Raw genomic sequence first — 19,078 nt, forward strand, 5'->3', positions numbered from 1 at the left:
TGATTCGCGGAAGGAAAGGAAGGGAGCGGATGCCCGTCCGCTCCGGTTGGTGGTCAGTACGTGATGTCGACCCCGTAGTGGCGGGCCAGATCGGCGAGGCCGTGGTCGTAGCCCTGTCCTACGGCGCGCATGCGCCAGCCGGCACCGCGTCGGTACAGCTCGGCGAGGAGCATGGTGCGTTCGGTGGTGCCGGCGTCCGGGGTGGCTTGTACGGCTGAGGCTTCACCGACGCCCTGGGTGGCCGAGACCTCTTTGGCTCCCACGTCCCCGAAGGTCGTTGCCCCGTCGATGGAGGCGGCGATGACCACTTTGTGGACGTCGGTCGGCAGTACGTCGAGGCCGGCGCTGACCGCTTGCTCGGTCGGTCCCTCCGTCGTGGGTTCGATGGTGCCGTCCGGATGTTCTGGTGCGCCGTAGAAGACGAAGTCCTCGTCCCCGAGGACCTGCTCGTGCCGGTCCGCCGCGAAGGCTACGACGGCTCGGCGGAGCTTGCCGGATCCGGCTGCCGGGTGGTTCGTGACCACGACGCTCGTCCGGGCGCTGACGGAGTTCATCATGTCCAGACCGGCCGCCACCCACCGTGTGACCAGTTCTTGGCGCGATGCCCGGGTGCCGCCGGTGGTCGCGATCTTCATCCCCTGGACGAGCAGCGCGCCCGGTGTCAGCCGTCCCGGACTACGGAAGGCGCACCGCGTTTTCGGGACGTTCGGCTCGTGCTCCCCGGGAGGCCGGCGGGCGAGCAGCGGTAGTGCCAGGCCGAGGTGCTCGGCGGCGAGCCGGAAGCCGCGGAGTATGCCGGAGAGTACGAGTGCGTCGTCCAGTGCGTCGTGTGCCCGTTTCTGGCGCACACCGTAGTGCCCGGCCGGCGTGCCGAGTTTCAGGTTCGGTGTCGCAGGTGCCACCTGGCGGTTGAGGGCCGGCGTGCACAGCCTCCGTTCGGCCGGGGCGGTGGAACGTGCGCCCGCGAACTCGTGGGCGAAGAAGCCGTAGTCGAAGCGCGCGTTGTGCGCGCCCAGGACGCGGCCTCGGAGGAGTGCGGCTACTCGCCAGATCGGTCGACACCGGCCGGGCCACACGGCGTCACGGTCACCACTTGTGCACCGTCTTCGCCTCGGCCGCTTCCGGCGGGGTGTCCTGGTTGCCCGGATTGCCGTCCGGGCCCGTCTACCGTGGGTGAATGCGCACCCTGGGTCGGACCGTCGAGGAACTGGGCAGGCGCTTCGTGGCGCAGCCCTACTGGAAGCGCCCCGACGAGTCGTACCTGGTTCGCCGGTGGCCGGACCTCTTCGCGTTGTGTCTGGCCACGGTCTTCTTCTGGGCCTCGCTGACCCCTTCCCTCGTGCCGCGGCCGTGGCTGCTGCAGGGCGTGATCGGAGGGATTACGGCGGCCATCGGGTATGCCGTCGGCACGTTGCTGAGCTCGCTGTTCCGCCTGTTCGTCAAGAGGCGCCCCGGGGACCGCGCACGGGCCCGGTGCTGGATCGCGTACTGGATTCTGAGTCCGGTCCTCTCCGTCTGGCTGATCTCGGAAAGCGCTCACATGCAACGCGAGTTGCGGTCCTTGCAGGGGCTGTCGCCCGCCCTGACCTGGCACACGCCGATGATTGCGCTGCTGGCGGTCGCGACCTGGCTGCTGATCCTGCTGGCCGCCCGCTCGGTGCGCCTCGCGTCGAGCAGGTTCATCCGATGGCTCGGCCGGGCACTCCCCCGGCCCGTCGCGGTCGTCATCGGGCTTCTCGTCAGCGCCGTCGTGGTGTCGACGGCCATCAGGGACGTGGTCTTCGAGCGGGGCGTCATCGACGTGGCCGACCGGATCGCCGAAGCCACCAACAGCGGTACCAAGAACGGGATCCGCAGACCGGACTCCCCTCTCGTGTCCGGAGGCCCCGGCTCCCTCATGAACTGGGACGACCTTGGATTCCAGGGCCGCAACTTCACCGGATCGGTCCTCGACCGCGAGGAGATCAACTTCTTCACCGGCAGCCCGGCGAAGGATCCGGTGCGCGTCTACGTCAGCTCCTCGGCCCCACAGTTCTTCCAGGACGACGATCCCTTCCAGGCCCAGGCCCAGCTGGCCGTACGGGAACTGCACCGCACAGGGGCCTTCGGCCGCAAGGTCCTCGCGGTGGCCGGCACCACCGGCTCGGGCTGGATCGACCCGACGGTCGCGGAATCCCTGGAGTACCTCTACGGCGGGGACACCGCGATCGTCGGCGTGCAGTACTCCTACCTGCCCAGCTGGGTATCGTTCCTGGTCGACAAGGAGAAGGCGGGCAAGGCCACCCGGGCCCTGGTCCAAGCCGTCCGGACGGAGATCGCCGGCCTGCCCGCCGGCAAGCGGCCGAAGTTCGTGGTCACCGGCGAGAGCCTCGGCGCCTACGCCATCGAGGACTCCTTCGGCACCGCCGAGGCACTGCTCGCCACCACCGACGGGGCGCTGCTCAGCGGTGTGCCCAACTTCTCCCCGATCGCCCGGGAAATGCGTGAACACCGCGACGCCGGCAGCCCGGTGTGGCGGCCGGAGTTCCGCGACGGACACAACATCAGGGTCGCCCAGTTCCCCACCGCCGACCTGGCACGGCCCGAGGCCCGCTGGGCGCAGCCGCGCGCGGTCGTACTCCAGAACGCCTCGGACCCGATCGTCTGGTGGTCTCCGGATCTCCTCCTCAAACGCCCGCGGTGGCTCAGTGCTCCGCTCGGACCGGACATCACCCCGCACATCAAGTGGTTCCCGTTCGTCACCTTCTGGCAGACGACCGTCGACATGGCCGTCTCCTACGGAGTCCAGGCCCCCCACGGCCACTGCTACGGCACCGGGGCGGTCGACGGCTGGGCCGCGCTCCTGCCCCCACAGCAATGGACCCAGCAGGACACCGACCGACTGCGCACCCACCTCGCGGCAGCTCCCACACCGTACTGAGCGGCCTGCGCCATCCGGCGACCGATGTTCCGCACGGCCCGGGGGACGGCCGGCCTCACTCCTCCCGCACGGAAGGAGTTCTCACGGAGCCGGCCTGAGGCCGTACCGCGGTCGGCGGCGACGGCGGCGACAGGTCCTGAGGTCCCGAGGAGCGGAGTGGGTACGGAGGCCGGAGGCCAGGAACGGCACTGTGAAGGAGATGACGATCGGGTCGGTGACGTGTGTTCGGCTGCACCGGCCGGAGGCTCGGCGCCATCGGACTGCACGACGAGATCGGCCACCACCTAAGGACCATCTTCGACGTCTACATCACCGAGTGGCAGCAGGCCACCTCAGCCCAGGCCGCACAGGACTCACGTACGCGCTCTCCGTGCCGGCCGGGCGCCGGCACGGGGAGCGCGATACCGGGGCCGGGCGCCCGCTCCTGAGCAGCCATGGCGCGCGGCGAACCTGGCCCGCCCCCCGGGCGTGATCGCCCCGCGTGGCGTGAGACACGTCCTCCGTTTAGCGTAATACGGGGGAAATGCGGGGAAATGTGTTGACGCAAGGAGATCCTGCATGGCTTTCACCGGAGAGCCCACCGCACGTGCCGACGAGCTGGGCGTCCGTCGCCGACGCGGTCCGTCCGCAGGTCATCCCTCGCACCGATGGTGGGTGCTGGGCGTCATCGGGCTGGCGCAGCTCATGGTGGTGCTCGACGCGACGATCGTGAACATCGCCTTGCCTTCCGCCCAGGCCGACCTCGGCTTCAGCGACGGCAACCGGCAGTGGATCGTCACGGCCTACGCGCTGGCGTTCGGCTCGCTCCTGCTCCTCGGCGGCCGTGTCGCCGACCTCATCGGGCGCAAGCGCGTCTTCCTCATCGGCCTGGTCGGCTTCGCCCTGGCCTCCGCGCTCGGCGGCGCCGCGACCAGCTTCGGGATGCTGGTCTCGGCCCGTGCCCTGCAAGGCGTCTTCGGCGCCCTGCTCGCGCCCGCCGCGCTGTCCCTCCTGACCACCACCTTCACCGACCCCAAGGAACGGGCGAAGGCCTTCGGCATCTACGGTGCGATCGCCGGCGCGGGCGGTGCGGTGGGCCTGCTCCTGGGCGGGCTGCTCACCGAGTACCTGGACTGGCGCTGGTGCCTCTACGTCAACCTCATCATCGCCGTCGTCGCCTTCGCGGGCGCTGTCCGGCTGCTGCAGCCCGGCGCTCCGGCCGACCGGCCCAAACTCGACGTCCCCGGCACGGTGCTGGTCTCCGCGGGCCTGTTCTGCGTCGTATACGGGTTCTCCAACGCCGAGACGAACAGCTGGAGTTCGGTGCAGACCTGGGGGTTCCTGGCCGTCGGCGCGATCCTGCTCGCCGCGTTCGCCTGGTGGCAGACCAGGGCCGAACACCCCTTGCTGCCGCTGCGCGTGATCCTCGACCGCGACCGGGGGGCCTCGTTCCTCGCGATGTTCATCTCCGGCGCGGGCATGTTCGGCGTCTTCCTGTTCCTGACCTACTACCTCCAGCAATCCCTCCATTACACGCCGGTCAAGACCGGCCTGGCCTTCCTCCCGATGGTCGCCGTGATGGTCGTCACCTCCGTGATCACCACCAACATCCTGGTGCCGCGGTTCGGGGCCAAGCCGATCGTGCCCACCGGCATGGGACTCGCGGCGGCCGGCATGGTCTGGATGACCCAGCTCGACCTCACCAGCTCCTACGTACCGCACGTCCTGTTCCCGCTGCTCGTCATGGGACTGGGCCTCGGCCTGATCTTCGCCCCGGGAATGAGCCTGGCAACCTCCGGCGTCGCCGCACACGACGCGGGCGTCGCGTCCGCGATGGTCAACACCAGCCAACAGGTCGGCGGCTCCATCGGCACGGCTCTGCTCAACACCCTCGCCACCAGCGCCGCAACCAGCTACCTGACCGGCAGGAAGCCCACCCCCGACGCCCTGGCACAGGCCCAGCTGCACAGCTACTCCACCGCCTACTGGTGGTCCGCCGGGTTCTTCGCCGCGGGCCTGCTCGTTACCTTCGTCCTCTACCGGAGGGGCGCACCACGGATCCACCCCGTCGACGAGGCCGCCACCCCTGTCGTCCACGTCTGAGGCCGTTCGCCACCGTGGGCGCATGTTGCCGTCCGTGCCGTGGACGAGGAGGTCCTTGTTTCCGTCACCGCCGATGTCGGCGGAGTACAACCGGCCCTGACCCGCACCGCCCAGGAAGTTCTGCCAGCCGGAACTGACCGTCGCACTCGAGCCGAAACTCGTCCCGGATCCCGCCCGGAGACCGATCGTCCCGTCCGTGCTCAGCACCCATCAGATCCGCCTTGCCTCCAGCAGATGCGTCGGCCCGATCGCGTCGGCGGCCTGGGCCGGCATCGGCTCCGCCGGGGGACACAGCGTCACACCAGGCTTCCGTTTTCCCCGACCTGCGTGGCCGCCGCGTACTGGGGCGCCGTCCTGGGAGGCCGGTGGGTGGAGCTCGTCCGGGTCTTCCTTCGCACGTAGGTCCGGACGGGCCGGCTCCTTCGCCCCGATCGGCGTGGTCAGCGGTAGGGGCGTGCCAGCAGCTTGCGGGTGGCGTCCTCGTTGAGGCCGAGTTGGGCGGCGGCCCGCTTCGTGTCGGGGTCGTTGGCGGCGCCGCGGGCGGCCCAGTAGCCGATCCGCTCGGCGGTGACCTCCAGCCGGCGGGCCGCCCGTACCGCGGCGACCATGGCGGTCTTGGTCAGCTGGTCGATTGGGAGACGCGCCCCCTCCCCCGCCGGAGCCGTGTCGAAGTACACCGGGCCCGGAACCGTCCCGTCACCCAGGACGGCCTCGACCGCGCGCATCTCGACGATGTGGCCGTACCCCGAGTTGAGGGCTTCCCCGGCGGCGGCCGGGAGGCCTTACCCGCAGCGCCAAAGCACTCCTCGACCGCATCGACGGGGCGTGAGCAGACGGGCTGCGGCGGTACCGGCGCGCGAATGATCAAAGGCCCTGGACCTGGCACCCGCCCAGGAATCGGGCCAGTTCGGTCGTCGTCACCCGCAGGATGGTGAGCGGGCCGAGTACTCGCGATCCGGCAGGTGCATGACTGAAGCCATCACTCCGGGACATGTTCAGTCAATGGAGACTCTGCTTCGCAGTGAGGATCTTCCGGTCGGTGACCGGTTCGCATGGTGGTCCGACATGATCTCGGATTCTTCGGAGCCGGCGGTCGTCACCAGCGACCATGTACACGACTTCCGCACCACGATCAGGCAACTGCAGATGGGGGCCGCCCGTGTATCCGTTCTTTCGCACCCTTCGATGCGCGTGCGTCGCTCGCAGAGGTTGGTCCGGCGTTCCGATCCGGATTTCTACCACCTGACGCTGAGCCTGCGAGGGAGCCGTCGGCTGTCGCACTGCGGTCGCGACACCGTGCTGAGCGCCGGCGACTTGATGCTGTACGACTCCTCGCACAGCTTCGATGTGCAGTTCCCCGCACAGCAGGCGGCAGTGCGCGCGATCACCATCGACCTGCCCCGCTCGACGGTGCACCTGCCCTCGCGCAAGGTGGAGGGGCTCTTGGCCACTGCCCTGCCGGGTGGGAGTGGCACCGGTGCGCTCCTGTCCGGGTTCCTGGTTCAGTTGGCCGCCCAGGCTCAGAGCCTTCAGCCGCACGAGGGAATCCGGCTCGAATCGGTCGCCAGGGAACTGGTCACGATGTTCCTGGCCCACCACCTGGACCGGGCTTCGGCGATTCCACCCGAAGACCGGCAGCAGACACTGCTCCTGAGCGTACGTGCCTTCATCGAAGCGAATCTGGGGGCGCCGGAGCTCAGCCCCCGCATCATCGCTGCGGCCCACCAGATCTCCCTGCGCCAAGTACACCGGCTCTTCGCGCAACAGAGCATGACGATCGGCGCTTTTGTTCGGAGTCGGCGCCTGGAGCGCTGCTGCCACGACTTGGCAGACCCCGCACAGGCGTCCCGCACCATCCACTCCATAGCGGCCCGCTGGGGGTTCCGGCGTCCCGCTGACTTCACCCGCTCCTTCCGCACCGCCTACGGGATCCCGCCCAGCGAATACCGCGCCCTCGCGCTCTCCGGGACACCCGCGCACAGGGCAGCGGGCACGCAAAGCCAAGCAGTGGGCACCAGCAGCTAACGACCTTCCGAGCCCGGCCGTACAGGATTGCCGACGAGCGGGGAGATCAGCTCCCCGGCGTTCTCAGGAGAATGCCTGATGACAGTCTCGCCCCTTTCCCACAAGGTACGTCGGACACTGGGTGCTTCCCTCGCCGCGATCGGCCTGGCGGGGGCCGCGACTCTGGGAGCGGCAGCTCCGGGCAACGCAGCCGCGACGGTGAGTTGCAGCGGCTGGGGCCACAGCAACAAGGACAGCGGTGCGGGCTACTCCACCGGCACCTACGCCCTGAAGGCCGGCCCCTACTCGTCCTGCTCGAACAGTGGTCAGACGTACAACGGGACCTACCTGTACTACCACTGCTTCATCACCAACGACTACGGCAACACCTGGACGTGGGCGCGCATCGCCAACACCAACACCGAGGGATGGATCTCCGACGCCAACCTCACCACGAACCCCAACGGGACGCGCGGCGCCACCCAGCACTGCTGACAGGCCACGTCACCCCGACCCTGCTCAAACCCGGTGTACGGACACCGCCGTGCGCCGCGATCGCAGGAACGAATTCGAAGCCCGTCCCAGGACGTTCCCGGGGCGGGCTTCATCGGCTCGACGGCGGGCCGTGCCATGGGCTGCGTCCCGCGCCGACTGGGCGCCTGCGCCCCTGTTTGAGGTCGGCGGGCTACGGGGCCGCGGGTTGCGCGGCGGATCGTTGGAGGGGGTCGGCCCTGGTCAGACGACGATGCTGAGGGCTGCTGCCACGGCGAATCCGGCCACCGACAGGACGGATTCCAGTACGGTCCAGGACTTGAGCGTGTCGCGCTCGGAGATCCCGAAGTACTTCGAGACCATCCAGAACCCGCCGTCGTTGACGTGGGAGGCGAAGATGGAGCCCGCCGAGATCGCCATGATGACCAGGGCGAGGAAGGGCTGCGAATGGCCGCTGCCCTCGACGAGCGGGACCACGATGCCCGCCGTCGCGACGATCGCGACGGTCGCGGAGCCCTGGGCCACGCGCAGGACCACCGAGATCAGGTAGGCCAGCACGATCACCGGCAGGCCCATCCCGTCGAAGGTGTCCGCCAGCGCGGCCGCGATGCCGGACCCCTTCAGGACCGCGCCGAAGACACCGCCGGCGCCGACCACGAGCAGGATGTTGCCGACGGGCTTGAGGGAGGCGGTGGAAACGGTCTCCAGCGACTTGCGCGACCAGCCGCGGCGGATGCCGAGCAGGTAGTACGCCATCAGCAGGGCGATCGTCAGTGCCACGAAGGGGTTGCCGAAGAACTCGATGACGGACCGCAGGGTCGACGGGTCGAGCATGATCGAGGAGAAGGTGGCGGCCAGGATCAGCAGGAGCGGGGTGCCGATGATGAGCAGCACGGTGGCCAGTGAGACCGGATCCTCGCGCGGGGTGAGTTCGGCGGCGCGCTGTTCGGCGGCGACCGCGGCCTTGGCCTCGTCGGCGGCCTCGACCATGTCCTGCGGTACGGGCACGAAGACGCGCTTGCCGATCCAGCCGGCGTAAGCCCAGGCGGCGAGCACGGCCGGCACGCCGCAGACGATGCCCATCACGATGATCCAGCCGAGGGAGACCTTGAACAGCCCTGCGGCGGCGACCGGTCCGGGGTGCGGAGGCAGGAAGGCGTGGGTCATCGAGAGGGCGGCCAGCAGCGGCATCGCGTAGAGCAGGATCGATTTTCCGGAGCGCTTGGCGGCCGCGTAGACGATCGGTGCGAGGACGAAGATGCCGACGTCGAAGAAGACCGGGATGCCGAAGATCAGGCCGGTGAGCCCCATGGCCAGGGGCGCGCGCTTCTCCCCGAAGAGGTTCAGGAGACGGCCGGAGAGGACCTCGGCACCGCCCGAGACCTCGAGGATCGCGCCGAGCATGGTGCCGAGACCGATGATGATCGCGACGTGCCCGAGTATGCCGCCCATGCCGCTCTCGATCATCGAGACGGCCGCGGACTTCTGCACGGTGCCGAAGAGTTCGGTGACCGAGAGGCCCGCGCCCAGACCGACCGCGATGGAGACCGCGAGCAGGGCCACGAAGGGCTGCAGACGGACCTTGATGATCAGGACGAGGAGGAGGGCGATGCCGAGGGCGGCGACGGTCAGGAGACCGCCCGTACCGCCGATGAGCGTCAGGAGACCCCCGGTGTGGGGTGTCTGCGGGGGTGTGGCGGCGACAGACAACATGGGAACTCCGTTGTTCGCATGGGTGGGAGCCGGACCCGGTGAAAGGAGCGTGGGGCGGGCACGGCGGATTCACGGTGGGGTCGGTCGTGATGCCGGAGGCCGGTGGCCGGGCGGTGCCGTGCCGCGACGGCCGGGGCCGCTGCGCGACGGCGGCCGCCCGGCCGGGGGGCGGTACGGGGAGGAGCCGGGCGGACGAAAGAGGGGTCAGCCGAGGACGGCCAGCGCGTCGATCTCGATGAGCAGTCCCGCGGGCAGGCCGACGTACACCGTCGTACGCGCGGCCGGCGGGGCGGTGAGGCCCTGCTCCTCGAAGTAGGCGTTGTAAAGGGCGTTCATCTCCGCGAAGTGGTCCACGTCGGTGAGGTAGACGCGCATCATCATCACGTCGTCCCAGCCGGCACCGCCCTCTTCGAGGATCGCCAGGACGTTGGCGAAGGTCTGCAGCGTCTGCTCGCGCAGGGTGGGGCCCGCCGGGGTCGGCGCCTGACCCGCCACGGCGGGCAGGAAGCCGACCTGGCCCGCGACCTGGAGCATGTTGCCCTTGCGCACGCCGTGCGAGAACTTCGCGGGCGGCACGGTGTGCGTGGCGGGGGTGATCGCGGTCTTCGCCTGGGTGCGGGTGGTGTCGTTCATGGTGTGTGCCGTTCTTCTTTCTGGGGGTGGGTTCCGCCGGCGCAGTCGAGGCCAACGGCTTCGGCCGCCGCCCGCAGGAGCGGGAGGAGTCCGAGCAGTTCGCGCTGCGGCAGGACGGCGGCCGGTGCGGACACCGACATCGCCGCGATCACGCGGCCGTCCGCGCCCCGGATGGGGGCGCCGATGCAGTTGATGGTTTCCTGGTGGCCGCCGAGGTCGGCGGCCCAGCCCTGTTCACGGACGGTCGCCAGCTCCTTCAGGAAGGTGACGGCGTCCGGTGTCGAACGCGGCGTGTACATGGGGTAGTCGAGCTTCTCGGCGAGGGCCGTGCGCTCCGCCTCGGGCAGATCGGCGAGCAGCAGTTTCGCGACGGCCGCCACGGTGATCGCGACCGGCCTGCCGATCCGCGAGTACATGCGCACCGGGTAGCGGGATTCGATCTTGTCGATGTAGATGACCTCGCCCTCTTCGTGCACGGCGAGGTGGACGGTGTGGCCGATCCGGTCGTTCAGCGCGACGAGGTGCGGATGGGCGATCTCGCGGACGTCCAGCTGCTCCATCGCGCCCTGGGCGAGGGCGAACAGCCGGGCCCCGAGCCGGTAGCACTGGTCGTCCTGGCGGTACACGAGTCCGTGGTCGCGCAGGGTGCGCAGCAGCCGCAGCGCCGTGGACTTGTGGACGTCCAGGTGGCCGGCGACGCGGCCGAGATCGGCGGGGCCCTCTGCAAGCAGCGGGAGGATGCTCAGCGCGCGGTCGACGGACTGGCTCATGACGACGCCGTCCGTACGTCGCCGGGCGCGGTGCCCGCCACCGCGTCGCCCGCGGGGCGGGGAGCAGCCCAGCCGGCCGTGAGGTGCAGCGCGCTCCAGGCCCGGGGGTCCAGTGCGGCCAGGTGGTCGGCCAGTTCCCGCGCGGGGGGCGGGGCGAGGTCCTCGGGACTGGTCAGGACGGCCGCGGCCGCGAGGTGACCGTGGCGTATCCGCTCCGGCACGGGCAGTTGGCGCAGCTCGGCGGAGAGGAATCCGGCGGCGAAGGCATCGCCGGCGCCGACGGAGGCGACGATGTCGACGGTGGGCGCCGGTTCGTGGGCCACCCGGTCCGGTCCGCCCGGCGCCGTGTGGGCGAAGACGGCGGCGCCGCCGGCGCCCTGCTTGACCACGAGGACCTCCGGCTCGGGCAGCAGGCGGCGCACCGCCTCCGTGCCGCCGTCGGTGCCCCACAGGGCCTCGGCCTCGTCGGCGCCGACGAACACGAGGTCGCTGCGGCGGGCGAGTTCGAGCAGTACCGGACCGGCCTCCGCGGTGTCGGGCCACAGGTTCATCCGGTAGTTGACGTCGAAGGAGATGCGGGGGCGGCCGGGCCGCGGGGCGGTCAGGACCCGCAGGAGGTCCAGGCAGTCGGGTGAGAGCGCGGCGGTGATGCCGGTCAGGTGCAGGATCCCGGTGGCGTCCAGCAGGGCGGTGTCCACCGTGTCGGGGGACATGGTGGCCGCCGCGGAGGACTCCCGGTAGTAGGCGACCTCGGCCAGGTCCTGCTCCGGCTCGGACGGGGCCCCGGTGGCGCGCTCGCCGACGGTGCGGAAGTAGATCCCGGTCGGGCGCTTCTGGTCCCGTGTCACGTGCGCCGTGTCGACGCCCCGGGCGGCCATCTCGCGCACCAGGTACTCGCCGAAGCCGTCCGCCCCGACCCGGCCGACCCAGCGGGCACGGTGCCCGGCGCCGGCCACGCCGCACGCCACGTTCGACTCGGCGCCGCCGAACCCCTTGGTGAATGCGGCCACATCGCGAAGCGGGCCGGGGGTCGTGGGCCGCAGCACGACCATCGACTCGCCGAGGCAGGTCACGTCAACGGTGGAGGCCCGACCACCCGCCGGGGTTATGGACACGCTGGACTCCTTTGCGTTGTATGCCGGGTTCGCCGGTCCTGTTGACCTGGCGTTGATCGGGATGTTAGGCATCTAGTAGCAAGATACGCAATGGCCGTTGCAGAGGATGCAACGCCGGTCATTTGGGACCAGGGAGAGCCGCATGACTGCCGAGCACACCGACCGGACCGCGCGGATCACGGCACCTGCCGCACTCGCCGACGAGCACGTCGGCTTCCGCTTCAAGGGGCTGCCGCCGGACGCGCAGGGCCTGACCGTCGGCGAACTGGCCGCCCAGGGCCGTAACCTCTTCACCGGCGGATTCACCACTCCCGTCATCGCCCTCTCCGCCGAACGCGTCGAGCACAACCTGGACCTCATGGCGGCCTACACCGACCGGCACGGACTCGTCTTCGCCCCCCACGGCAAGACCTCCATGGCACCCGCCCTCTTCGCCCGCCAGATCGAGCGGGGGGCCTGGGGCGTGTCCCTCGCAGTCCCCCACCAGGTACGGGTGGCGCGCGCCTTCGGCGTCGAGCGGGTACTGCTGGCCAACGAGGTCGTCGACGCGCCCGCGCTGCGCTGGATCTCCCGTGAGCTGGACGCCCATCCGTCGTTCCGCTTCGTCTGCTACGTGGACTCCGTGCGCGGTGTCGAGCTGATGGACGAGGCCCTGCGTGGGGTCGGCGGCGTCCGCCCCGTCGACGTCGTGGTCGAACTCGGTGCGGGCGCCGGCGCCCGCACGGGCGCCCGCACGGAAGCCGGCTGCGCGGCCGTCGCCGACGCGGTGGCCGCCACCCGGACCCTGCGCCTGGTCGGCGTGAGCGGCTACGAGGGCGAGGTACCGGATGCCGACCCGGCGAAGGTCCGGGCGTGGCTGCGCCGCCTCGTCGCGCTGCTCGCCGACTTCGACGCCGCGGGCCGTTTCGCCTCCCTGGACGAGATCCTGATCAGTGCGGGCGGCTCCGCCTGGTTCGACGCGGTGGCCGAGGTGTTCGCCGAGGTGCCCGAACTGTCCGCGCCGGCCCTCAAGGTGCTGCGCTCGGGTGCGTACCTCTCCCACGACGTCGGCCACTACCGGCGCGTGACCCCCTTCAACCGGGTGCCCGAGGAGGGCCGCCTCGAACCCGCCTTCCGCCTGTGGACCCAGGTGGTCTCACGGCCTTCCCCGGAGCAGGCGTTCGTCAACGCGGGCAAGCGTGACGCCGCGTACGACCTGGACCTGCCCGAGGTCCAGGTGGTGCGCTCCGGCCGGAGCGGCGAACTGCGGGACGCGACGGGAATCACCCTGTCCGCCCTCTCCGACCAGCACGGCTGGCTGACCACCGCGCCGGAGGCCGAACTGGAGGTCGGTGACTGGCTGGGACTGGGGTTGTCCCACCCGTGCACCTCCTTCGACAAGTGGCAGCTGATCCCGGTCGTGGAGCAGGACGGCACGGTGCGGGACTTCGTACGCACCTACTTCTGACGCCCGGCCCCCGCGCCCGCCCGCCGGACACCCGAACCCCGACCCCACACTCAGGAGCAGCGCCCTCATGGACCTGGTCATCCGCAACGCCCGCGTCGTCGACGGCACGGGCACGGCCTCCTACCGCGCCGACGTAGCCCTTCGGGACGGCCGCATCCAGGAGATCCGGACGGAGGGGGACGGTCCCAGGCCCTCGGCCCGCAGGACCGTCGACGCCGACGGACTCGCCCTGGCACCCGGCTTCATCGACATGCACGCCCACAGCGACCTCGCCCTGCTACGGGACCCCGACCACAGCGCCAAGGTCGCGCAGGGCGTCACGCTGGAAGTCCTGGGCCAGGACGGCCTGTCCTACGCGCCGGCCGACGACCGGACCCTCGCCGAGGTCCGCCAGGCCATCACCGGCTGGAACGGCGACGGCGGGGACATCGACTTCGACTGGCGGACCGTCGGCGAGTACCTCGACCGCCTCGACCGCGGCTTCGACGGACAGGGCATCGCCGTCAACGCCGCCTACCTCGTCCCACAGGGCACCGTCCGCATGCACGCCATGGGCTGGGAAGACCGTGACCCCACCCCGCACGAGCTGGACCGGATGCGCCAACTGGTCGCCGAAGGCCTCCAGCAGGGCGCCGTCGGCATGTCCTCCGGCCTCACCTACACCCCGGGCATGTACGCGAAGGACGGCGAGCTCACGGAGCTGTGCCGGGTGGTGGCCGCGTACGACGGCTACTACTGCCCCCACCACCGGTCCTACGGGGCCGGCGCCCTCCAGGCCTACCAGGAGATGGTCGACCTGACCCGCGAGGCCGGCTGCGCGCTCCACCTGGCCCACGCCACCATGAACTTCGGCGTGAACAAGGGCAAGGCACCCGACCTGCTCGCTCTCCTGGACCGGGCGCTGGACCAGGGCGCGGACATCACCTTGGACACGTACCCCTACACGCCCGGCTGCACCACGCTCGTCGCGACGCTCCCGAGCTGGGCGAACGAGGGAGGGCCCCAGGCACTGCTGGAACGCCTCGCGGACGATGTGACGGCCGAGCGCATCCGGCACGATCTGGAGGAGGTCGGATCCGACGGCTGCCACGGCGTCCCCATGGAATGGGAGACGATCGAGATCTCCGGCGTCTCCGACCCCGGGCTCGCCTCCTGCGTCGGAAAGACCATCGCGGAGTCGGCCCGGATGCGCGGCGAGGCGCCGTGGACCACGGCCCGGCGGCTGCTGATCGGCGACCGCCTCGGAACCACGATCCTGCAGCACGTCGGACACGAGGACAACGTCCGCCGCATCATGAAGCACCGCGCCCACACGGCCGGTTCGGACGGCATCCTCCAGGGCTACAAGCCCCACCCGCGCGCCTACGGCACCTTTCCCCAGTACCTGGGGAAGTACGTCCGGGAGCTCGGGGAACTCTCCCTGGAGGAGTGCGTCGCCCACATGACCTCCCGCCCCGCGGCCCGCCTGCGGCTGCCCGACCGGGGGCTGGTCCGCGAGGGCTACCGCGCCGACCTGGTCCTCTTCGACCCCGGCACGGTCGCGGCCGGATCCTCCTTCGAGGCTCCGCGCACCCTCCCGTACGGCATTCCCCACGTCCTGATCGACGGCCGCTTCGTGATCGAGCACGGCAAGCGCACGCAGCAGCTCGCCGGCAGGTCGATCCGCCGCACGGACTGAGCCCCTACGCCCCACCCCCGTTCCCACCCGACGAACCCGGAGTCCCCCGTGAACTGCCACCCCTACGCCGTCATCGCCGCGCAGCGCCTGCTGCCCGTGCTGCGCAACGCCGACGCCGACGAGGCCGTACGCCAGACCACCGCTCTGCTCGCGGCGGGCTGTCGCGCCGTCGAGCTGACGACCACCACCCCGGGCTGGGACGAGGCCCTGGCCCGGACCGTCTCCCTGACCGACCACCGGGGCCGCCCCGCCGCGATCGGAGTCGGCACCGTCTCCACGGCGGAACAGGCGCACACCGCCCTCGACGCCGGAGCCGCCTTCCTCATCTCCCCCTACCCGGCGCCCGAGGTACGCAAGACGGCCGGGGAGCGCGACGCGGTCTTCATCGAAGGCGGGTTCACCCCCGGAGAGGTGGCCGCCGCGGTCCGCGCGGCCGGCGCCGCCAAGGTCTTCCCCGCCCACGTGGGCGGACCCCAGTTCATCCGCTCGCTGAAGGCCGTACTGCCGGACTCCCTCATCATCCCCACGGGCGGCATACGCCCCGACGCCCTCCAGCCCTGGCTGGACGCCGGTGCCACCGCGGTCGGCGTCGGCAACGGGCTCCCGGCGGACCCCGCCGACCTCGCCGCTCTCTTCACCCAGCTCGCGGGCCCCTGCTGCTCCGCGTGCGAGTGAGGTGACGGCGCGAGGGCCGTACGGGCATACGCCTTCAGCCACACCCGAGTGCCGGGCGATGCCCGGGCCGGCGGGCCTGCCTCCTGGCCGCCGCCCAGACCGGGGGCGAGGTGGACCAGGCTGGTCGCGATCGACTCCACGATCGTGCGGGCCCACCAGCACACCGCCGCCGAAGGGGGGATCGACGAACGAGCCCTGGGATGCTCACGAACCCCGGACACGTGTCGACGTTTCTCTATGAAGTGCGCTCAGGCCGATGCCCGCGATCGGCCCGGCGGATGTACCGAACAGCCAGCAGTGTCAGCACGATCATGGCCACCACCAATCCATACACAGGCGGAGTTCCCCCGAAGGACAAAATGGCCACAACTCCACCCACGGCTGCGATTCCTCCGGAGATCGAGACGATGTAGGCGCAGATGAGAACCATGGACTGGTTGCCGCGTTGCATGGGCTTCTTCTCCATTCACCGTTTCTTCTGGCACGAATCAACCCGAACCTGGCGAGGGGTATGAACATCGCCACACACAGGCCGGGTTGAAACACCCTCTGAGCCGCGTGGAGCCCAGGCATACGGATGGCGAGGGTTCCCACCATTCGGTGGGAACCCTCGCCATCCTGACGACCGATGCGTCCGGTGCCCGCCGCAGGCACGCTTGGATGGCCCTACTGGCGGCGTGCCCGACGGCGACGAACCAGCACCAGCGCGAGCACCACGGCGCCCGCGATGAGAAGCGGGGTGCGGTTGACGCGCGCGATCGTGGCGGCGGTTTCGGCCTTCTCCAGCAGCGACTCGGGGGTCTTGTCCACCGCGTACTGCCCGGCGCGGGTTGCGCTCTCCCACACCTGCGCCGCGGCCTGGGAGGTCTTGTCCAGGACAGGGTCGGGTGCGTTGTCCCGCACCAACTGGGCTGCCTGTCCCGCCTTCTCGCGGATCTGGTCGGCGATCAGGGTGGCCTTCTCGGCGGTCTGCTGCTTCACGGCTGCGTCTCCTGGGGTGTAGGTCTTGATGTCGGTCTCGGCGGCCGGATCCCCGGCTATCTGCACAGGTCGTTCCGGGTCCTCAAGCGTGTACCCCGCCATCGCCTCAACACCCGCCCGGCGAAAAGAAGATTCAGCGGGCCGACGGGGAGGGGACCGATACTTCAACCTCCGGGCACAGCTGTACTTCGGCCCGCCCCAGCCCGGTGCGAGGTTCGCCGGGGCATCGAGGCCGCATTCCGGTACCGCGAACGCGAAGGCAACCTCGAGGTTCCCGGCGCACGCGGATGGACGGTGGATGCCCCGGAGGGGCAGGTTCCATCGGATTCCTGTTCGGCTAGGCTGGCGGCGCCGGCAGACGCGAACAAAGGACGTGTGAGGCAAATGGCTCGCCCTTACAGCCCCGGACCCAAGCAGTTCGTCTTCGGCTCGGGAGACGGCAGTGGCCGGCAGGTTTCCGTGGGGGATCCCCAGGAGGCGTATCTGGCGTTCTCCGAGTTCTTCCGCACCCGGGAATCCGACACCTTCACCATCGAGGACGCGTCGTCGGGGCAGAGTCTGGTGATCATGCCCCGGGAAGGTGTTATCTCCCGCGTCAAGGGCGAAGGCACGGAGTCGGATCGGCCCCGGGCGGAGTTCCTCCGGGTCGACCGCGGGAATCGCTACCTTCCGAGCGCGATGCTGTTCTTCGAGAACGGCCACGCCGGCCTCGACCGCTTCGGCCAGTGGTTCTCCGACCCCGCCGGCCTGGACGCCCCACCGGAGGCGCGCGGCGCCGCCCGCGCCGCCGCCTTCACGACGGAAGCGGCGATGGTCGAGGAAGTCGCCCGGATCTGGGCGGATTCGGGCTGCGTGGACCCGAGCGACCAGTTCTACGTCTTCTTCGACTCGCACGGTGCCGCCGATGACCGGGCCGACCGGGCCGAACTGCTCGAACTGATCTCGCTCCTCGGCCTCGAACGGGTCGACGCGCCGACCGGGGCCGCCGAGGGCGAGGTCTGGGTGCGTACCGACGCCCGACTCGACGCCGAATTCGCCCGTTGGACGTGAACGAGCGGTACGGAGCTGCGCGCCCGCACCGGCGCCGCGCTGCCGACCGGCGCCGCTCCGGAGAGGAGTAGCCCGTGAGGAACACCGACACCGTCTTCAGCCGCCGCTGCGGCTGGATCCCGAGCGTGGTCCGTGAGGACGGCGCGCTGAAGCTGATGCTCGGCGCCGGCGCCGACGACAACCACGACCCCCGCACCTTCACCTTCCGGGTCACCGAGGCCCATGCCGCGGTGATCCGGGGGGACCTGGCCAGGCACCTCCTGCTGTGGAGCGCGGTCCTTCCGCTGTGCGAGGACGCCGGAACCCGGGGCCCGCTGGACGAGGCCGCCGCCGTCGCACTCCTGGACCCGGTGCTCCTCGCCGCGCCCGCGGACGTCGACGCGCTCTTCCGGCACGTCCGGTGGGACCGTTACCGGCTCATCGCCCACGGAGCCGACACCGACCTGCTGGAGCAGGGCCGGGTGTGCGCGGCGATGCGCACGGCGACGGAGGTGTCGGACGGCAACCGCGCCCAGGAGTACCGCGCGAATCGCCGCCGCGCCGAACGGGGCACGGTGCTGTCCCCCCTCGACGCCGCGCTCCTCGCGTACACGAATCGCTACCTGCACGGCGCGACGGTTCCCCGGCGGAGACCCGACGCCGTCGACCCGGCACTGCTGCCCGAGGTCATGCGTGTGGTCGCCACCGCGGAACAGGCGTGCGCCGGCATGCGCATCGGCCGCGATCCGCGACGGGGAAGGAACGCCGTGGACCGGGGCGACCGGGACCGCGTAAGGGCGACGGTCGAAGCGGCCCTGCGCCGTGCGCACTCCGGACTCGCCGACGACGCGGTGCGCACCGTGAGCCTGCTGATGTGCACCGAGGCCGTCGACCGCTCCAGGAACGCTCCCCTGGAGGGCGACGAGGGGGGCGGGGAGAGCGCCGACCGTCGCGGCGACTCCCGCGGCAGCGGCGGGAAGACGGCCCTGTCGTTCACCGACGACAAGGAGGTCGAGAGGAAGTGGCAGTCCTCGGATCCGCGCACGGCCGCCGCGGAGTTCTGGGACTTCGTCGCCGACCGCTCCACCCGGGGCAACGAGGTGTTCACCATCGAGGACGAGCGGATGGGCGAGGGGATCCAGCTCCACTTCTACGCGGACTCCCTGGCCCGGATCACGACCCTCCGCGCCGGCCGGGGCGGTGCGGATCCGGAGTACCGCGTCGAGTACACCCTGGTCGACGGGCTCGGCGGGTACCGGAAGCTGGTCAACGCCTTCGTCCGCGGCGGCTGCGCCGCACTCGACGGGTACGGGCCCTGGATGGCGGACGTCGCGGAGTTCGAGCGCGCCCTGCGCCGCCGCGACGCCCGGTCCCGTCTGGGGACCGCTCCCTGACGAGCTCGTGCACACTGACCACACCCACGACGGACCGCCGTCACCGCTGGGCTCCCCAGCCACCTTCCCCTGCAGCCCGCGCGTGGTGGCCGGCGCGCGGATCCGGCCATGGTTCGAGTGGGCAACGCCGCCGCCACGACGGGTC

The 19,078-nt window shown here is 70.7% G+C and carries 18 protein-coding genes; 10 read left to right on the plus strand and 8 right to left on the minus strand.

Features of this window, described 5'->3' with window-relative positions:
• Positions 1 to 53: 53 nt before the first annotated feature.
• Positions 54 to 1,076, minus strand: coding sequence for a TerD family protein (locus ACIA8F_RS24125; protein WP_399381700.1), 1,023 nt, complete (start codon positions 1,074 to 1,076; stop codon positions 54 to 56).
• Between the two features lie 101 nt (positions 1,077 to 1,177).
• Between ACIA8F_RS24125 and ACIA8F_RS24130 the strand changes: the two genes are divergently transcribed.
• The 3 genes from ACIA8F_RS24130 (at position 1,178) to ACIA8F_RS24140 (ending at position 5,002) form a co-directional block, all read left to right on the plus strand.
• Complete coding sequence (locus ACIA8F_RS24130; protein WP_399381702.1) at positions 1,178 to 2,920, plus strand: alpha/beta hydrolase; 1,743 nt, start codon at positions 1,178 to 1,180, stop codon at positions 2,918 to 2,920.
• A 221-nt stretch (positions 2,921 to 3,141) separates the two neighbouring features.
• Positions 3,142 to 3,348, plus strand: coding sequence for a hypothetical protein (locus ACIA8F_RS24135; protein ID WP_399381704.1), 207 nt, complete (start codon positions 3,142 to 3,144; stop codon positions 3,346 to 3,348).
• 130 nt (positions 3,349 to 3,478) lie between these two features.
• The gene (locus tag ACIA8F_RS24140; RefSeq protein ID WP_399381706.1) at positions 3,479 to 5,002 is read left to right on the plus strand and encodes an MFS transporter; all 1,524 of its coding nucleotides are present in this window, start codon (positions 3,479 to 3,481) and stop codon (positions 5,000 to 5,002) included.
• A gap of 440 nt (positions 5,003 to 5,442) precedes the next feature.
• On the opposite strand, the gene ACIA8F_RS24145 is transcribed toward ACIA8F_RS24140, so the two are convergent.
• Positions 5,443 to 5,727 (minus strand): hypothetical protein, encoded by a 285-nt coding sequence (locus ACIA8F_RS24145; protein ID WP_399381707.1) that lies wholly within the window; start codon positions 5,725 to 5,727, stop codon positions 5,443 to 5,445.
• Positions 5,728 to 6,004: 277 nt separating this feature from the next.
• Here ACIA8F_RS24145 and ACIA8F_RS24150 point away from each other — a divergent pair, with 277 nt between their 5' ends.
• On the plus strand, positions 6,005 to 7,027 hold the full coding sequence (locus ACIA8F_RS24150; protein WP_399381709.1) for a helix-turn-helix domain-containing protein: 1,023 nt from the start codon (positions 6,005 to 6,007) through the stop codon (positions 7,025 to 7,027).
• Between the two features lie 78 nt (positions 7,028 to 7,105).
• Entirely contained in the window at positions 7,106 to 7,501 is a 396-nt protein-coding gene (locus ACIA8F_RS24155; RefSeq protein WP_399381710.1) for an SH3 domain-containing protein, read from the plus strand.
• A gap of 240 nt (positions 7,502 to 7,741) precedes the next feature.
• On the opposite strand, the gene ACIA8F_RS24160 is transcribed toward ACIA8F_RS24155, so the two are convergent.
• The 4 genes from ACIA8F_RS24160 to ACIA8F_RS24175 form a co-directional block, all read right to left on the minus strand.
• Positions 7,742 to 9,211, minus strand: coding sequence for a GntP family permease (locus ACIA8F_RS24160; protein ID WP_399381712.1), 1,470 nt, complete (start codon positions 9,209 to 9,211; stop codon positions 7,742 to 7,744).
• Between the two features lie 204 nt (positions 9,212 to 9,415).
• The gene (locus ACIA8F_RS24165) at positions 9,416 to 9,844 is read right to left on the minus strand and encodes a RidA family protein (RefSeq protein WP_399381714.1); all 429 of its coding nucleotides are present in this window, start codon (positions 9,842 to 9,844) and stop codon (positions 9,416 to 9,418) included.
• Positions 9,841 to 10,614, minus strand: a complete 774-nt coding sequence (locus tag ACIA8F_RS24170; RefSeq protein ID WP_399381716.1) for an IclR family transcriptional regulator — start codon at positions 10,612 to 10,614, stop codon at positions 9,841 to 9,843. The genes ACIA8F_RS24165 and ACIA8F_RS24170 overlap by 4 nt, the downstream gene beginning before the upstream one ends.
• Complete coding sequence (locus tag ACIA8F_RS24175) at positions 10,611 to 11,723, minus strand: sugar kinase (RefSeq protein ID WP_399381863.1); 1,113 nt, start codon at positions 11,721 to 11,723, stop codon at positions 10,611 to 10,613. Before ACIA8F_RS24175 ends, ACIA8F_RS24170 begins: the two co-directional genes overlap by 4 nt.
• Positions 11,724 to 11,871: 148 nt before the next feature.
• Here ACIA8F_RS24175 and ACIA8F_RS24180 point away from each other — a divergent pair, with 148 nt between their 5' ends.
• The 3 genes from ACIA8F_RS24180 to ACIA8F_RS24190 all read left to right on the plus strand — a co-directional run bounded on the left by ACIA8F_RS24180 (position 11,872) and on the right by ACIA8F_RS24190 (position 15,529).
• Positions 11,872 to 13,176 carry an amino acid deaminase gene (locus ACIA8F_RS24180; protein WP_399381718.1) on the plus strand — a complete coding sequence of 435 codons (1,305 nt, stop codon included), beginning with the start codon at positions 11,872 to 11,874 and terminating at the stop codon, positions 13,174 to 13,176.
• Between the two features lie 67 nt (positions 13,177 to 13,243).
• Positions 13,244 to 14,854 (plus strand): amidohydrolase family protein, encoded by a 1,611-nt coding sequence (locus tag ACIA8F_RS24185; protein ID WP_399381720.1) that lies wholly within the window; start codon positions 13,244 to 13,246, stop codon positions 14,852 to 14,854.
• 48 nt (positions 14,855 to 14,902) lie between these two features.
• Positions 14,903 to 15,529 (plus strand): bifunctional 4-hydroxy-2-oxoglutarate aldolase/2-dehydro-3-deoxy-phosphogluconate aldolase, encoded by a 627-nt coding sequence (locus ACIA8F_RS24190; RefSeq protein WP_399381722.1) that lies wholly within the window; start codon positions 14,903 to 14,905, stop codon positions 15,527 to 15,529.
• A gap of 235 nt (positions 15,530 to 15,764) precedes the next feature.
• Here the strand turns inward: ACIA8F_RS24190 and ACIA8F_RS24195 are convergent, their stop codons facing one another.
• Together ACIA8F_RS24195 and ACIA8F_RS24200 are read right to left on the minus strand one after the other, a co-directional pair.
• Positions 15,765 to 15,995, minus strand: a complete 231-nt coding sequence (locus ACIA8F_RS24195) for a hypothetical protein (protein WP_399381723.1) — start codon at positions 15,993 to 15,995, stop codon at positions 15,765 to 15,767.
• 200 nt (positions 15,996 to 16,195) lie between these two features.
• Entirely contained in the window at positions 16,196 to 16,612 is a 417-nt protein-coding gene (locus ACIA8F_RS24200) for a hypothetical protein (RefSeq protein ID WP_399381725.1), read from the minus strand.
• 282 nt (positions 16,613 to 16,894) lie between these two features.
• Between ACIA8F_RS24200 and ACIA8F_RS24205 the strand changes: the two genes are divergently transcribed.
• Both ACIA8F_RS24205 and ACIA8F_RS24210 read left to right on the plus strand, forming a co-directional pair.
• Positions 16,895 to 17,560 carry a DUF6357 family protein gene (locus tag ACIA8F_RS24205; RefSeq protein ID WP_399381726.1) on the plus strand — a complete coding sequence of 222 codons (666 nt, stop codon included), beginning with the start codon at positions 16,895 to 16,897 and terminating at the stop codon, positions 17,558 to 17,560.
• 74 nt (positions 17,561 to 17,634) lie between these two features.
• The gene (locus tag ACIA8F_RS24210) at positions 17,635 to 18,933 is read left to right on the plus strand and encodes a DUF6357 family protein (protein ID WP_399381728.1); all 1,299 of its coding nucleotides are present in this window, start codon (positions 17,635 to 17,637) and stop codon (positions 18,931 to 18,933) included.
• Positions 18,934 to 19,078: the final 145 nt, after the last annotated feature.

Source organism: Streptomyces sp. NPDC051563, assembly GCF_044454225.1.
Lineage (GTDB): Bacteria > Actinomycetota > Actinomycetes > Streptomycetales > Streptomycetaceae > Streptomyces.